Source organism: Sphingobacteriaceae bacterium (assembly GCA_002319075.1).
Lineage (GTDB): Bacteria > Bacteroidota > Bacteroidia > B-17B0 > Aurantibacillaceae > Aurantibacillus.
The window spans coordinates 419,889-436,487 of sequence record NVQB01000001.1; the positions used below are offsets into that span (position 1 = coordinate 419,889).

Below are 16,599 nucleotides of genomic sequence, written 5' to 3' on the forward strand. Positions count from 1 at the left end.
TATCCAGCTCCTTTATTCTTTAATTTCCCTGTAACTGGATTGTTTTTTTTGATGCTTTAAATCAATTTCGTGGTCGAGAGTGGTGTAGAGTCTCCAACTGGCCAGCGCCACAAGAACGCATAAAAAGCCAACCACAAAGTAGTGATGCGCTGCGTAATCAGCTAAATACTGTAACATTCCTAAAGGTGTTAAGTGAGAGATCACACAAAACACTAAAATTAAACATGCTATTCCTCCTGTAATAATCAGGACTGCCTTTGCCTTTGAATTACTTTTTTTAGATGTCATATTTTTTGTTTTATCGTGAGCAAAATTACGCAGGCCGATACATATATTTTTATTTATATTTGTTATGACTTACATAAATATAATTTATGCATTATACACTACACCAGTTACAGATTTTTTTAAAAGTGGCGCAATTACAAAGCATTACAAAAGCTGCCGAAGAATTGCATATGACGCAACCTGCGGTATCGATCCAAATAAAAAATCTACAGGATCAATTCGATATTCCTTTAACAGAAGTGGTTGGCAGGCAATTATACATTACCGACTTCGGAAATGAAATCATTGAAATGGCTGAGCGTATCGTTAACGAAGTTTATGCTATTAATTATAAAACAATGGCGTACAAAGGTCATCTTTCTGGCAAGCTAAAAATTTCATCTGTTTCAACAGGAAAATATATTATACCCTATTTTCTATCCGGATTTATGAAAAAACAGGAAGGCATAGAACTTTTACTGGATGTGACCAATAAGAGTAAAGTGATCAACACTCTTTTAAATAATGAAATTGATTTTGCTCTGGTTTCGGTTTTACCCGACAAACTTCAAATAGAAAAGGTAGATCTGATGCCCAACAAACTTTATGTAGTGGGCAATATGGAAACTAAATTTAAAAAAGCACCCTATGATAAAAAGATCTTCAATGATCTTCCGATGATCTTCAGAGAAGAGGGATCCGGCACACGTGTAGCCATGGAAAAGTTTATTGCTAAAAACAAGTTACCAGTGCATAAAAAAATGGAACTTACCTCCAATGAAGCTGTAAAGCAAGCGGTGATAGCAGGGCTGGGCTATTCAATTATGCCCTTAATAGGAATTAAAAACGAGTTACTAAATAAAGATCTGCAAATTGTGCCCGTGAAAGATTTCCCGATTAAAACCACCTGGCATTTAATCTGGTTAAAAAACAAAAAACACTCACCCGTAGCAGCAGCTTACATCAACTATGTTAAAACCGAAAAAGAAAAAATCATTCGTGAAAAGTTTGATTGGTTCAATAGATATTGACAAGCGGATTAACAGAAAGGATGTGGATTGAGCAGTGAACAGATGAATGAAGGTGATGTTTGGTGGATAGGACGGCCGGGTAGTTTGCTTTATCTTAGATAGCTTTAATATTTGTCCTTAACAAGTCGCCAAATTCCTGATTAATATGACTTACAGGCGAAGCATAAATAATCATTCCTTGCGAAAAGAAATTCTTTTTAACTTCTCGCTCTATAACATCGTACAACAGCGCCTTGGTGATAAAAAACAAACGGATGGTTTTCTTTTGTCCCTTTGCAGTTAAAATTGTATTTGTATCAATATGCGTTTGAACGGCATACTTCTCAGTGATTAAAAAGGAAGAAATTTCTTCTGCTTTTTTCTCGTCTTCCAAAATAATATCTAGTATGATCATAGTTTATAATCTAAGGTTCCGTTTAAATAAACAATAGTAATAACCATTTTTATAAATTTCAGCTTATATTCTGCCAGCTTCAATTCTGTTTCAAGTAATTTATTCTCCCGCGTGTTGATCATAAATACAGAACTTTCTCCATTCTGAAATTTAACTTTTTCTGCATCCAAAAGCATTTTGCTATAATTGACTGAACGTTCAGCATTCATAAGCTGTTGCGCTAAAATCGCCAAAGTCTTCTCCAAAGCGTTGTATTTAAAATTTAATTCGTTCGTTTTATTAAGCAGTTCTAAAGAATTATTTTGAGAAATAACACGCGCCATTTTGTATTCGTTGGTAGAATTTCTGAGCAATAGCGGGAAAGACATATTTAAACCCCATTTATAATTGTTGGTTGAAAATGCCGGATTGATTGCAGAAGTGTTATTGGAAAGAAAATTATATTTGACATTCAGAACCGGTTTGATCATTTCTTTTTTTAGTCTTACATCTGTATCCAGAACTTTTTGATAGGCCGTATACTTCGTCAAGACCGGGTTTTGAAGGGTGTTGCTGGTGAGCTTTTCACTAAGGACTGATTTTGCTTTTTTATAATAAACTTCAAGGCTATCGGAAACCTGGTAAGTAGTAGTAACCAGCGAAGGAGAATTATTTTGCCAGATAAACCCTGAAAGCTCGTTGGTGCTTTTCTGGTTTTCAATCAAGGCATTTTGCAGATCCAGCAACCTGGTTTGATAAAATATAGCGGCCTCCACAGTATCCACGGAGGCTCTCTCTCCAACTGCAGCCAGCGCTTCCACTCCCTCCAGTCTTTTGCGGGCAGCATCCATAAAGTAATTGCTGAGCGCTATCTGATTCGTGGTGAACAGCCATTCAAAATAACGTTGTGAAGCCTCAAATAAAAGGGTGTTGAGCTGCTGTTGCTGCTCGGCTGTGTAATAATTGATGTAAGCTTTTGATTTTAAAACTTCTGCCCGCCTCTTGTCTATAACCAATCCCTGTAAAACACCTACCTCCAGACCTAAGTATGGCAAGCCCTGAGAAGGTGTATAAAATTCAGGGTTCACATTCGTACCAACTCCATAATCGTATCCGGCTTTCAGATATTGATTCGTAAATAGGGGTTGCTTTATTTCGCTATTCAAAGTTGTGAAATAGTTAGAACCATTAAATTGTTTCTGATCGTAGTTGCCGCTTATTAAAGGATCATAGTTGCCCCGCGCTGCTTTTAGCTGAAGTTCAGCATACTTTTTTTCGTTATTTGCCCGTTTAGCAAGAGGATTATTCTCTAAAACCGAAGCTATAAATTCATTGTATTCTGGTAACACAGTTTGCCCACAACAAACTTCCGCAGCTAAAACTAAAAGGTATAAAAAAGATTTTTTCATTTCTTGCTCTCATTAGTTTTAGAAACTTTTGCCGCATAAAATTCAGGTGGAAATCCATTGACTGTTCGCCAAAGTTCATAGAAAAGCGGGACATTTTTAAGCAGCGCAAATCCTTTCACACCGCCACCAATTTGAATTGCCTCCGGCCATTTTTCGCCCGCATTTCTTGCCAGGATCCTGAACTTTCCATTCTCCGAGATGACTTTATCATAAGCCACAATTTCTGCTTTATAGGTGCCATAGCTAATTCCTGGCCAGCCAGAAAAAACAAAGGCCGGCCATCCGTCAAACTGTAATTGTACATCTTGTCCCTTTTGAATAAGCGGCAGGTCTACAGGATCGATAAACAATTCTACAGCCTGCTCATCCTGCTGAGGCACAATGCTGCATAAAGCAGCGCCCTCTTTAATAATCTCTCCAATACCCTGAACATTCGTTTTGGCTATGTATCCGTCCTGAGGTGCTAACACATAATAGAAACCTTTACGCATACTATAGTTTGCCAGTTGATTTTGTAATTTCGTTAAAGATCCTTCGCCTTCATATAACAGAGATAGTGCCGAGAATTTGTCCGATTCCGTTTTCATGAGTTTTTCCTGGTACTCCTGTTGAATGGAGTTTAGCTCTATCTCAGCATTTAATAATTCATTTTTAGTGGAGATAAATTTATTATCAGCTGATGTTTTCTTCGCCAGGGCATCCTGTAATTTAATTCTTCTGTTTTCAAGCTCGGTCTTTGAAATAACACCCTTACTCAACAATTCTTCATAACGTTTTAACTGCTCTTCTGCTACTTTAAAGTTTGCAGTAGAAGTTCTTGCATCCATGCTATCGGTGGTAATTTTCAATTTAGCCTGAATGATTTTATTGCGACCTTGCTCCATTTTTAAAAGCAGCGTTTTATTTAGCGCGTCAATTTGAGAATCCACTGCTGTTATTTTGTCTTCGTAAGATTTAATGGTAGTCTCCTTGGCTCTAATGATGGATTCGGAGCGGCTTATCAGTTGCGGATCGACATACTCCTCTTTAATTTCAGATATAAAAGCTATGGTATCATTCTTTTTTACGAAATCCCCTTCACGGATGTACCATTTTTCAATACGTCCTGCTATGCGCGATGTGATGGTTTGAGGTCTGTTTTCGGGGTTCAGTGTGCTTACTTTTCCATAGGAGGATACGCTCTGCGTCCAGGGCATCAAAAGCACAACAAATCCAATAATGAAAATCGCGGCCAGTGCATATTTTATGATTTTGGAATATGGCCTTACATAAATAGTTGCGAAACTTTTTAAAGTAAAATTCTCATCGTCTAAAAAAGAAATTTCTTTATCTTCTCCAAACACACTTTCAATTTTATAAAGACTCGTAATGATATCGTAAAAAGTGTTAAGACTACCCACAAGTTTTTCTACAGAATTGATCACTAAAAAGATAATGATCTCTGAGGCTATAAACTGGCCCACATTTAAAGCGCCTGTTTGCACCAGGTAGGCGCCAAAAAACAAAAGCACTCCAATAAAACTTACTTTAAACACTATAATGCCTTTAAACTGTTTCTCAAGAATGTTGTAGTGCTCTGTTCGCTGCGTAAAGTATTTATGCAACGTCGATTCCGTTCCCGCAGTTATCAGCTGATTTTGCCTCTCAAGCGCATTCGCCTGGAACCATTCTATTAACCTGTATTTTTCGTTTGACGTTTCAATATTTGTCTGAATTCCCTTTTTACCATAATACCTGATAATAAAGTAAAATGCGGCTCCCAGTAAAATGGTAAAAATCAGGAACCACGAACTGTAGATAGGTAATAAGATTAAACCAAACACAATGCTTATTATGGAAAACGAAAAATCCAGCAAGATCTTGCTGATCCCTTTCTGAAGCATAACCACTTCAAAAAATTTATTGAGTTTGGGAAACAATTCTGCAGAGGGTTCATTTTTCTCGAGATACCGGTTAATACGGGCCGCAAGGTCACCGAATATCTTCTGGTGCAGAGTTTCATTGATACGCATTTGCCATAACTGGAAAAAACCGATAAAGGCGCTTACGCAGATGGTAATACTACTGAGAAGAATCAAAGAGGCCGAGAAACGTCCCGCCATGATGTATGTAACAATGCCCTGAATTCCCAGGGGAATGGAGAGATACATCAATCCCTGGAGTATCGCTAGAAGATATATTTTGAAAACGATCGAACGTTCCTTTAAGAGCCATTTAAAAAGTAATTGAGGCTTATTCATTGTGTAATTTTCAACAAATGTAGTAATATATCTTTATTTAATAGTAATACTATTATAAATTGTAATAATTTAATATTTATTATATTTGTACTGCTATTTAAGAAAGCATGTGATGCAATTGGAAGTACGTATTAAAATGAACAACAAGCTCTATCTTCGGAATCCGGAAGAGTCGGCTTTAGGCAAGAAAATAGTGAAACAAGGTTTAAGCCTCATCAATAAACTGGGTTTTGAGGATTTTACCTTTAAAAAGCTGGCCACTGAGGTAAACACCACAGAGGCTAGCATCTACAGGTACTTTGAGAACAAACACAAGCTGCTCGTATATCTCATTACCTGGTATTGGAGTTTCCTCGAATACAAAGTGGTTTTCAGCACCAACAATATCGTAAGTTCTGAGACCAAGCTAAAAACAATTATAAAATTAATTACCGAAGAGCCAGCTAATGAGTCGCCGGATACTGACTTTATTTCTGAGTTTGAGAGCTATAAACTGGTTATCTGGGAGGGATCTAAAGCATTTTTGACACGCAATGTGAGTAAGGATAATAAAGACCGTCTCTTTAAACCTTATAAGGATTTATGTGAACGTTTTTCATCTATTATAACGGAATACAATCCGAAGTATAAATTTCCGCATTCTTTAGCAAGCACCATTTTAGAAATGGCGCACTCGCAGAAATTTTTTAAGGAAAACCTGCCGGCGTTAACTGACTTTCCGAAAGAGAAGGATGATAAAAAGGTTATTATTTTTCTGGAATCATTATTGTTTAGTTCATTAAAACCTGTCAGGTCTTAGTTCTAGAGCCCCCGGCATTTTGGTATTGAGCTGGAGCGCTTAAATTTTCAGAAAGCTCAATAAAGTGCTAACAAAACAGCCAATACCTCATACAGGGCCTGGTTTGTAATGCAAGGGAATTTTCAAAGTGGTATCGAAAATATTTCAGGCATTTAAAGATTAAATCTAAAGCTGAACTTAAAAAGTAGTTTAAATTAAATGCTGTAAGCAATTTAGAATGCTTTAAAGGTAAAGTGTCGGTGCTGATTCCTCTCTATGGAATACGGGTTCAAATTCAACTCGTATTACTGTTTCACCCAGTGCTAACACAGTTTAGACTGTTAGCGGAACAAGTTCACTTGCCTCCTGCACCTCAAACGAATCTATCTGATACAAGTTCCCCTAAGGAGTTTTACCACTGAGGCACTCAGAACACTTAGGTACACTGAGTGTTTGGTTTTATGCAAGCTCTGAGTCGATCAGAGTGTTGTTAGTTTTCTTAGTGCATCCTGGTGACGTTACAGTCTTAGTGTTTATTGGAAGATCTTTTGACGAATCTTTAAATATCTTCCGCTTTTAGAGATGAATCAAATCTGGTATCGTGTTTAAATGCGATGGTAAAAAGGGCGAAATATTTCCCCTTCCGCAAATAAATGCAAAAAATTGTAAGCTTTGCTCTGTGCTTATTTACGAGCCTTCTCTTATGTATTACCACTTACCAGAACAAGAGTTTCTAAAAATTTAATGATACTCACTATAGTCCGGCGGCGACTCTACAATGATACCTAACATCTAAACTAAGTCGCTGTAGTTAAGCGCTTCAACTATCTTCATAAACTTTTCTTTCGTAATAGGTTTAACAATAAAATCCGATACCACACAGATCTGTTTTATTTTTTCAAAATCTGCTTGTGAAATTGACGAAGAAACAACATAAATAGTTATTGTCTTATCAAGGTTCGGTTCTAACTTAACGTATTCCTCTAAGAACTGAAAGCCATCCATCACCGGCATGTTTATATCCAGTAGAATAATTTCAGGAAGCAAATCGGGGTGATTGCGGTTGGCTTTAAGAAAATCGATTGCATCCTGGCCATTCAAAAAGGATTTTATCTTCCTTGCAAGATGCGTGTTTTCAATTACTTTTGTTCCGATAAAGTTTACCAATTCGTCGTCATCAATAAGCGCCACTAAATTTACAGGTTCCATTTTTTTTTAAATTAGTTAATAGTATCAATTTCATGCGTATTTGCTTTCTGTGTGTTTTGGATTTTAACCTCTGCAAATAATGTTGCCAGAATAAAACCTATTACCCTACTGATTGCAGTTTCTTACAATGTAAAAAATAATTTCAGGCGATGATCCTCTCGCATCTTTTAACGACATCATAGGGGAAGCTCGATTATGAATTCCGTTCCGAACCCCGGTTTACTCTCTAAAACAATGCTACCGCCAAGTACCTCTACTTGCGTCCTGGTCATAAAAAGCCCCAGACCTTTACCTTCCTTCGATAAGTGAAAACGTTTGTAAAGTCCAAACACTTTTTCACGGTTTTGCTCCAGATCAATGCCAAGTCCATTATCCTTAACTGAAATTCTTATCCGTCCTTTGAGAAGCTCTGCTCTTATTAAAATTACGGGGCTTACTGCAGGTTGACGGTATTTTATACTATTAGTGATCAGGTTAAAAAAGATGCTATGAACGTAACTCTTCAGTGTTTCTATTTTATCTACCGCAGTAAAATCTGTTAGAATTTTTACATGTTCTTTTTCAATTTCATTTTGAATGCTAATGCCTATGCTGTTCACTATTTCCGTTAAACTAATAAGCTCTCTATTTTCTGTTATTTCTGCTCTGATACTTAATATTTTATTAAGATCCTGAACGGTTTCGTCTAATTTCTCTACTGCAACAAACAAGTATTCCTGGCTTGTTGCACGGTCCTTTTCAGTCAAAGTACCTTTTAATAGTGAGGCAAGTCCCAAAATATTGGCAATAGGCGCGCGCAGATTATGGGAAACAATGTAGGCGAACTGCTCAAGATTTTTACTATGTAGAATAATATCGGCAACCATTTTTTCCTTTTCTTCTTCTGCAATTTTTTTGTCGGTAACATCCAGAACTATCCCTAACAGTCCCACGGCCACACCTTCTGCGTTAAATTTAAATTTACTCTTCGTATTAATATGTTTTATCTGTCCATCTTTAAGCCGTATACGGTAATTTAATATAGTATCGGTAAAATTTTCCCTCGCTTCTTTAACTGCTGCTGTAACAGAAGCAAGGTCGTTCTCATGAATTAATTTAATCCAGCTAGAATAGATTTGTTTTTTATCACTTTGCGGAATTCCAAAAATCCTATAAGCTTCATTAGACCAAAAAACTTCCTGCGAATATAAATTCATTTCCCAGTTTCCAAGGTGCGCTATGCCTTGAGCCTCATTCAGAGATGCTTCACTTTTTGTAAGATTTTCTTCTGCTAATTTGCGTTGAGAAATGTCCTGGTGAGCCACCACTAACATCGGTTCGTCTCCATCAAACTTGATGATGCGCATCCCGAACCAACGTTGCTTATCAGGAGAATGACAGGGATACTCCAAATAAAAGTCCTCACTTTTAGAACTCATTACATCTTTAAGTCCCTGCAGGACCAAAGTAGCATCTTGCACGCCTTCTAACTGTGATTGGGCACAGACATCAAAATAATTACTACCGACTCCGGTTCTCAGCACGTCTATGCCATCATTTTCAAGTGCAAATTTGTTCCAGGTTTCATTTACCGCGATAATTGTTCCTTTTTCGTCGACCACTGCAATGTGGGAACTTAAAGAGTTAAGTATGCCGGATGTAAACGCCTCACTTCTTTTAAGTTTGCGCTCTGCTAACTTTCTTTCAGTAATATCCCTGAAACTTGATACGATGGCATTTAATCCTGGTTCATGCAGCATATTAGTAACGGTACCTTCGCAGTAAATAGAGTGTCCGTCCTTATGCAGAAGGCGTTGCTGATTAGAGAAGGATGCACCTGGTTCTGATGCAATTTTCCGGATGTGTTCTATAAAAGCCTTTCTATCCTTAGGATGAACGAATGTGATATCTGAGTTATGTAATAATTCTTTCTGAGAATAACCTAGTACTTTTGTTACAGAAGCGCTGCAGTAGATGAGTTCGCCATTCTCCTTAACTAATGTGATCATATCAGAACCCTTTTCTATCAAAGCACGGTAGCGTTTTTCATTTTGAATCAGCAAATTTTCAAGCTCCTGCTGCCGTTTTAATTTTGCAAATTTGTCAAGAGCATACGAGATGTCTCCTGCCAGTTCTATGAACAAATCAATTTCGCCCTGGTTCGAAAAATTAATTTCTTCTGAGTAAAGATTGAAAGTACCTATTACTACATTTTCTTTCATTACAGGAAGAATAATGCAGGAACGTATATGATATTTTTGTGCAAACGGTCTCCAGCTTTCCAGCTCAGGTTCGTTCTCAATATCGTTACAGATGTAATAACTTTTAGTTCTTAAAACATGATCCTGCGGGCCATGTTTTTGATAGTGAATTTTTTTAAACAACACAAATTCCTTATCAGACATTCCGTAATGATCGACTACATGAATTGTTTTGACTTTAAAATCGAATAGCCCTATCCACGCCATTCTAAATTTGCCAAATTCAATAGCTATGCGGCAGGCGTTTTTAAAGAGCCCTGCCTGGTCTTTGATCCGAACTATGTGTTGATTTACCTGGCTTATAAAAGTATTCAGATGAAGGGCTTTCTTGAGTTTTTTTTCTGCTTTTGTCAGACTTGTTATTTGTCTTGACACAACAAGAATTCCTTCTTTAATTGGCTTGACGTCAAAGGATAACCACTCGCTTGATTTATCCGGATAAGTAAATTCATAATCGAAGTGTTGTGGTATCCGCTTTTTTATGCAGACTTCCAGGTATGACAAATAAATTGAATTATCCTTTGCAGAACTATGATCTGTTACTTTTGTCATTACTAATTGTTGTACCGGAGTTTCTAAAACATCAGAAAAAACCGCATTTACATAGAGATAACGCCCTGTATGATCGATCACCTGTACACCTTCTGTAAGCGTATCCAGAAGATAGGTAACGTCTTCTGAGTGGAATAGGTGTATTTTTGATTTGGCACTTAAACTGCTTTTAGACATTTTCATGAGTTTTCTTTTTTAACAGACTTTCATTTTGATGGAGTACTTGGTCCAAAGAGAATATTTTGTTTTCTATGGGAACAAGCAGAAGAAAAATAACGAGAGCAAGACGGGGCAACACGTGCCTTAAATTCCACATGGGTTCGAAAAATGTGAACACGAAACTCACAACGAGCAAATTAACCCCTAATGCATACAAGGCAAAATTTGTCAGAAAGCCGGTAAGTAACATGAGCCCGGCTGCAAGCTCTACACTACTGCTACAATAAGTAAAAAAGTTTAAAAGATGCCGTGACAGGCCATAGCTTTCAACTCTTAATGCAAATGCTTCTGTTAAGATCGGGATCTTAATTCTGAAAAGTTTATCGTAACCCTGGAATGAAAAAAGAGTACCTGCAAACAGGCGTAAAAACAATTCTGCAATTTGTAAGTTATCATCATTCATGATCGTTGCTTTCTCTTATTAGCACAGTCAAAAAAAATCAAGAGAGCTCCATTAGCTTCTTTTCAGACCAGAAGTTATTTGGGTGCTTTATTAAACGAAAATTTTAGCGCTTAATATAAGAGCAATAACAATTGTATGCCACCTCTCGAACGCTGCATATACAGCTTCCTTGCGTGAAATACTGTTTGTGGGATTATCCCGTATTGGGAATGTGGGAAAATACTTTAACGCTCAAAGACCAGCCCACAGTCAAGCGCGTGCCTTTTTGCTCCTTTCCGGTTGAATGAAAGCACGCTATGAGAACAGATGTGTGAATTATGTAAGTTTTTAAAATTTGTATAACATCCGTTGCCCGCATGGTTACACTTTTGTATACTATATGCAGATAGGGAGGCTTTTATTGAAATTATTCATAAAGTACATGGTGAGCACGCGCTGTAAGATTACAGTTAAAGAGGCGTTGAAAAAAATGGGTGTTCATTTTGTGATTGTAGAATTGGGTGAAGTAAACGTAATGGAAGAATTCACGGTTCAACAACGCCTGACTTTAAAGACTGAACTCTCAGGATCTGGTCTGGAACTCATGGACGATAAAAGATCCATATTAATTGAGCGTATAAAAAACACCATTATTGAAATGGTACACAATTGCGACGGGTTGATCAAAACAAATTTTTCAAGCTACTTAAGCGAAAAATTACATCATGATTACACATACATGGCAAATCTATTTTCAGAAGTCCAGGGAACAACAATAGAACAATTTGTTATTGCCAATAAGGTAGAAAGAATAAAAGAACTTATTATTTACAACGAACATAGCATAACCGAAATAGCCTGGAAGCTCAATTACAGCAGTGTAGCGCATCTGTCAAATCAATTTAAAAAAGTAACCGGCTTAACACCATCGCATTTCAGGCAACTCAAAGACAAAAGAAGAATCCCTATTGATGAATTGGGAAATTATCCCGGTACATCAGAAGAAATATTACAGCATGATAAGATCGTGAAAACGAAACAACTTTTGTAATTGCCATTCTATTCTGCAATTACCAAGAGCTATACAAGTTGGCCCGACCAACGCAAAAGCTGAACGTGTAACCAGTTTAAGAAAACACCAGTGTTTTTGAGAACATTGCGCTACAAACAAGCAAACCGGTAAGAGACCCTGGGAGCAACAACCTGCCTTTATGAGGAACCTTTTCGCCAAACATCTTTCGCTTCAAATTTTAAAGAACGTTTTAAAAGCATTCCTTTAGTGTGAATCCTGTAACTTATCTAAAAAATTGTGTAACATTTTTTCTACCAATACAGCGCACCTTTGCCAGGTCAACAGAAACGACTTAGTACATGAAAAAAATAATCTCATCAGGTCTTGCTGCAGGTAGTATATTGTTAGTGTTAAGTGAGATCGGATTAAGATTAACAGTCTTGCTTTTTCCCGACCTGGCAGTTGAATACTTTGACTCAGCGTTCAGTACCGAAGAAAATAGTAACATCTTGTTTTACATGCATCCTTTTATAATAAGTATGGCTCTATCCTGGTTCTGGACCAGATTTAAAGGCGTGTTAACAGGTTCTTTGCTTACGCGGGGAGTAGAGTTCGGAGTGATCTATGCGATGGTTGCTACTTTTCCCATGATGTGGCTAATTTATTCTACCATGAATGTTTCCCTTGCTATTGTGAGCACATGGTTTATACTTGCTATTCTTCAGGGAATTATTTCAGGGCTGGTCTTTGAACGCATGAACCCCTAATCTGTAAATTCTAATTCGAATGACAACCATTTTTAAATCGCTTTTTAGCGTAGCAGTACTTTGTCTTTTTATAAATGCAGGCAGCCTGGTTACAAATACTTATGCTCTTGAAAAAGACTATACTGTAACTATAAAGGGAACATCTAATCTTCATGACTGGTCAGAGAATGTTAATACCGTTACAGGTAACGGTGTAGTTACCTGGAACAGTGACGGCACCTTCGACCTCACTTCTATTGCAATGAAAATGAATGTGCGCTCTATTAAAAGCAAAGAGGGCGCCATTATGAATAACAACACCTATAAAGCGCTTAAAGCCGATGATCACCCGGAAATACTCTTTAGCCTTACAGCCCCGATAAAAGCAGTTGTTACAAAGTACAATGACAAGGCTATTTCTGCAAAAGGCAATTTAACGATAGCAGGGGTTACGAAAGCAATTGATATCCAGGTAAAAGTTTTTATTTACGAAAAAACCAAATTGGGATTTGAAGGATCAAAGACCATCAAGATGAGCGACTTCGGGATTAAGCCTCCCACAGCGCTTCTTGGAACTTTAAAGACCGGAGATGCGATCACGATAGAGTTTAAAACAAATTTCGCCCTGAAAAATTAAAATTCCACACAGCTAAATACAAATTGAATATGACAAGATCCACTACCCTCTTCAAAAAAATAACATTGTTTGCATTATCGGCAATTAACTTCATTGTATTTGCACAAACCCCTTTGCAGTATTTCCGTCCTAATAATCAAAAGGGTCTGCACACTTTCGAGACCACTAAAAACGATACAACTCCTTTTACAGGCATGAAAGTGCGCGTGGGGGGCAATTTTACCCAAGACTTTCAAATGCTTAGTCATAAGAATAACGCAACGCCAGTTATCGTAAATGGAGTTAATACAAACCAACTAGCCGGAATTACTAACGGGTTTAACCTGGCCATGGCCAATTTAAATATCGATGCACAATTGGAAGACGGCATCCGGATGAATCTCACGATGTACCTTTCATCGAGACATCATGAAGAAACATGGGTAAAAGGCGGCTACATACAATTTGACAAATTACCTTTCTTTAAAAGCGCGAAGGCAGATAGCATTATGAAAAATTTCACTATCAAGGCCGGGCAATACGAACTGGATTATGGAGATCAACATTTCAGGAGATCAGATGGAGGAAATGCTATCTATAATCCCTTTATAGAAAATTTAATAATGGATGATTTCGCAACTGAAATTGGCGGAGAGATTTATTTCCATCCCAAAAGTGGTTTCATTGCAATGGTAGGTATCACTAATGGACAATTAAATCCCACTGTAATTAAACCCACAAAAATAGATTCTGCTACAGGTAAGCTAAATAAATATCCACCTGCATTTCACGGAAAGTTAGGATATGATAAACAAGTGACGGAGGACTTCAGATTTAGAATTACGGGATCCATCTATGCTGTGAAGAGTGCAGCAAGTAACTCTCTGTTTAACGGAGACAGAACAGGAAGCCGTTATTTCTATATCATGGAAAATACTGCTGCCACCGCTGCAGACAATCCTTTTTCCGGTCGTTTCAATCCACGCTTCAGTCAACAGGTAACCACTTTTATGATTAATCCCTTCGTTAAATACAAAGGACTCGAATTATTCGGTACTTACGAAATGGCACAGGGCAGAGTGATCACTGAGAAAAAAATGAGAACAGCCACGCAGTATGCAGTCGATTTAATTTATAGGTTTCCAAGAAACAGTGAACTTTTCTGGATAGGTGTTCGTTACAATTCTTTAACTGCAAAAGTGGCGTTAAACACACCTGATGTAACTATCAACCGCGCTGTGGCTTCTTTAGGGTGGTTTGTCACTAAAAACATTATGGTGAAAGCCGAATACGTTAACCAGGAATATCAAAAATTTGCAATCACGGATATTCGTTCTGGTGGAAAATTCAATGGCATGATGATAGAAGCCACAATAGGATTTTAATAAAATAAATTCAAACAGAAGGAATACAATTCATCTTTCAAATAATTTTCCGCATGTTGTCTGCACTACCTTTCGGCAGGCCTAGAAGCTTGAGTAAATTAAAAAAATTCGGGCAGGCATAGCGTGGTAATCTTTTTTGAATGATGATTGCGGACTTAAACGGGAAACTATTTAGTGTAGGATCAAGTGAGTTTTTACTTTAGGGAATTAAATTTCAAATCAGTGAAGATCGTTTAGCAATTCCTGTCTTTTTTATGCGAATGATGTCAAAGCCACTTATTTTTAGTAATGAAAACCAAACTTAACAGCATGTTATTTTCATAGTTACTTTATGACTATTTAGTATTATGAGTTTAAAAAAAAGCTAAATGTACTTCCTTCTCCCACACTACTCTCCACCATAATTTCACCACCCTGACCTTCGATAAATTCTTTGCTGATCGACAGACCAAGGCCTGTGCCGGACTTACCGGTTCCTGGCACCTGGAAATATCTGGTAAAAATCTTATCCTTGTATTTCTGTTCAATACCTTTTCCGAAATCTTTTACCGAGAAAAAAACCCTATTTTGATTTTGTTTAATATCAATTAAAATTTCACTTTCTTCTTTCGAATAACGAATCGCATTTGTTAAGAGGTTTATAAGTACCCAGGCAGTTTTTTCATTATCTGCTTTTACCATTGGTAATTTCTCGTTTGCTCTTACTTTAAGTTTTATTTTTTTCTGATCCGCTGGAATTTTAACGGCTTCCAAAGCGTAATTCAAAATTTGAATGGGATCGCTGGCCTGAATATTTAACTGGATGTTTCCTGTTTCTACCTGCGATAAATTTAAGAGCTCACCTGTGATTTTTAAAAGGCGATTGCTATCGTCTTTAATACTGCTAATGAGTTGTTGCTGCTCTTCGTTGATCTCGCCGGTTTTTTTATTCTCCAACAATTGCAAACCAACCTTAATAGCAGAAATAGGCGTTTTTAATTCATGTGAAATCGTGGCAATAAAATTGCTCTTTGCAAAATCAAGTTCTTTAAACGGAGTAATATTTTTAAGCACAATAAAGTGTCCAATATGTTTTGCTTCTGTTTCACCGGTAGGTGTCACCGAAATCTCAATAATCTCTTTTTCAAAATAACTTTCTTTATTATCCGCATAGATTTTCATTGGCTTTTTATCTTCAAGTTGATCTTCTGAGTTAAGTAACTCCTTTACCAATGCTCTCATAAGATCATTTACAATGGCAACATCGTGAGCAGGCTTCCCTATAAGTTTCCCGGGTTTCACGCCCAGAATACGACAGGCCTCGTTATTGGCAAATAAAATCATTTTCTTTTCATCTAATCCAATAACCGGATCGTGCATATTATTAATGAGTGTTTCAATACGTTTTTTTTCCATCATTAAATTGGAAAGGTTACTATTATTATACTCTTCAAGTTTCTTTGCCATACTGTTAAAGGAATTTGCCAGTTCACCGAACTCATTGTGTTCTTCAAAATGCACACGTTCACTATAATTCATATCTGCAATTTCTCTTATACTTGCTGTAAGCTCTTTTATAGGATTTGCTATCGTACCCGGAAGATTTAAAAATAAAGTAAAGGCTATGAGAAAGCAGAAAGTGCCGGTTAAGGCAATCCAAATGGTAGAGTCTGCCGCGGTTTTTTTTGCAATGTTGCTTTTACGTTCAATGGCCAGCATGTTTAAAAACATAATGTCGGTTAAGTCTTTTCTTATAAATGTATAGCGTATTTCCTTAGTAGGATTATTTTTAAGATCCTTAAAATCTTTTGCGAGTTTGTCCGTCAGTTCTTTTTCACCTTCTTCGGTTATATTGTTTTCCTGTTTATTCAAATCTTCCATAAATTTGTTAGCGGCAGAAGAGTCTGTATCCACTTCGTCTAACACCACCAACATTCTGCGCGCATAATCCAAAGTGTTGTAATTAGCGTCTAAAATATTTTTAGTGTCAGCCGACAAAACGTTAACCTGACGGGCGCCGATCACTGCAAGAACAACTATGAGTGCAAGCAATAACCCTAATCCAAGACTTAATTTTGTTTTTATTTTCATTTTAAAAAAGTTATAGTGAGAGAATGACAAGATCGATATCCGTATCGGTAAGTTTATGTCTATCTCCGGT

14 protein-coding genes are annotated in these 16,599 nt (G+C 37.1%); 6 read left to right on the plus strand and 8 right to left on the minus strand.

All coding sequences use genetic code 11. The features are described from left to right. Positions 1-12: 12 nt before the first annotated feature. Positions 13-288, minus strand: a complete 276-nt coding sequence (locus tag CNR22_02005) for a hypothetical protein (protein ID PBQ30595.1) — start codon at positions 286-288, stop codon at positions 13-15. An 86-nt stretch (positions 289-374) separates the two neighbouring features. Between CNR22_02005 and CNR22_02010 the strand changes: the two genes are divergently transcribed. Then, positions 375-1,298, plus strand: a complete 924-nt coding sequence (locus CNR22_02010; protein ID PBQ30596.1) for a LysR family transcriptional regulator — start codon at positions 375-377, stop codon at positions 1,296-1,298. Positions 1,299-1,392: 94 nt separating this feature from the next. Here the strand turns inward: CNR22_02010 and CNR22_02015 are convergent, their stop codons facing one another. Genes CNR22_02015 through CNR22_02025 form a run of 3 tightly spaced genes read right to left on the minus strand, consistent with a single transcriptional unit; the run spans position 1,393 to position 5,320 of the window. Further along, positions 1,393-1,692 (minus strand): hypothetical protein, encoded by a 300-nt coding sequence (locus CNR22_02015; protein PBQ30597.1) that lies wholly within the window; start codon positions 1,690-1,692, stop codon positions 1,393-1,395. Next, on the minus strand, positions 1,689-3,080 hold the full coding sequence (locus CNR22_02020; protein PBQ30598.1) for a hypothetical protein: 1,392 nt from the start codon (positions 3,078-3,080) through the stop codon (positions 1,689-1,691). Before CNR22_02020 ends, CNR22_02015 begins: the two co-directional genes overlap by 4 nt. Next, positions 3,077-5,320, minus strand: coding sequence for a hypothetical protein (locus CNR22_02025; GenBank protein ID PBQ30599.1), 2,244 nt, complete (start codon positions 5,318-5,320; stop codon positions 3,077-3,079). The genes CNR22_02020 and CNR22_02025 overlap by 4 nt, the downstream gene beginning before the upstream one ends. A gap of 112 nt (positions 5,321-5,432) precedes the next feature. Between CNR22_02025 and CNR22_02030 the strand changes: the two genes are divergently transcribed. Further along, positions 5,433-6,119 (plus strand): TetR family transcriptional regulator, encoded by a 687-nt coding sequence (locus CNR22_02030; protein ID PBQ30600.1) that lies wholly within the window; start codon positions 5,433-5,435, stop codon positions 6,117-6,119. Positions 6,120-6,890: 771 nt separating this feature from the next. On the opposite strand, the gene CNR22_02035 is transcribed toward CNR22_02030, so the two are convergent. The 3 genes from CNR22_02035 to CNR22_02045 form a co-directional block, all read right to left on the minus strand. Beyond that, positions 6,891-7,307 carry a response regulator gene (locus tag CNR22_02035; GenBank protein PBQ30601.1) on the minus strand — a complete coding sequence of 139 codons (417 nt, stop codon included), beginning with the start codon at positions 7,305-7,307 and terminating at the stop codon, positions 6,891-6,893. Between the two features lie 176 nt (positions 7,308-7,483). Next, positions 7,484-10,282, minus strand: a complete 2,799-nt coding sequence (locus CNR22_02040) for a hypothetical protein (protein ID PBQ30602.1) — start codon at positions 10,280-10,282, stop codon at positions 7,484-7,486. Beyond that, entirely contained in the window at positions 10,269-10,721 is a 453-nt protein-coding gene (locus CNR22_02045) for a hypothetical protein (GenBank protein ID PBQ30603.1), read from the minus strand. Before CNR22_02045 ends, CNR22_02040 begins: the two co-directional genes overlap by 14 nt. A 421-nt stretch (positions 10,722-11,142) precedes the next feature. Between CNR22_02045 and CNR22_02050 the strand changes: the two genes are divergently transcribed. The 4 genes from CNR22_02050 (at position 11,143) to CNR22_02065 (ending at position 14,459) form a co-directional block, all read left to right on the plus strand. Next, a complete protein-coding gene (locus CNR22_02050) occupies positions 11,143-11,751 on the plus strand; it encodes an AraC family transcriptional regulator (GenBank protein PBQ30604.1) in 609 nt (202 codons plus the stop codon). A gap of 320 nt (positions 11,752-12,071) precedes the next feature. After that, positions 12,072-12,479, plus strand: coding sequence for a hypothetical protein (locus tag CNR22_02055; GenBank protein PBQ30605.1), 408 nt, complete (start codon positions 12,072-12,074; stop codon positions 12,477-12,479). A 19-nt stretch (positions 12,480-12,498) separates the two neighbouring features. Beyond that, the gene (locus tag CNR22_02060) at positions 12,499-13,095 is read left to right on the plus strand and encodes a hypothetical protein (GenBank protein ID PBQ30606.1); all 597 of its coding nucleotides are present in this window, start codon (positions 12,499-12,501) and stop codon (positions 13,093-13,095) included. Positions 13,096-13,124: 29 nt separating this feature from the next. Next, entirely contained in the window at positions 13,125-14,459 is a 1,335-nt protein-coding gene (locus tag CNR22_02065) for a hypothetical protein (protein PBQ30607.1), read from the plus strand. A 345-nt stretch (positions 14,460-14,804) separates the two neighbouring features. On the opposite strand, the gene CNR22_02070 is transcribed toward CNR22_02065, so the two are convergent. Continuing rightward, complete coding sequence (locus tag CNR22_02070) at positions 14,805-16,529, minus strand: PAS domain-containing sensor histidine kinase (protein ID PBQ30608.1); 1,725 nt, start codon at positions 16,527-16,529, stop codon at positions 14,805-14,807. Positions 16,530-16,599 lie beyond the last annotated feature (70 nt).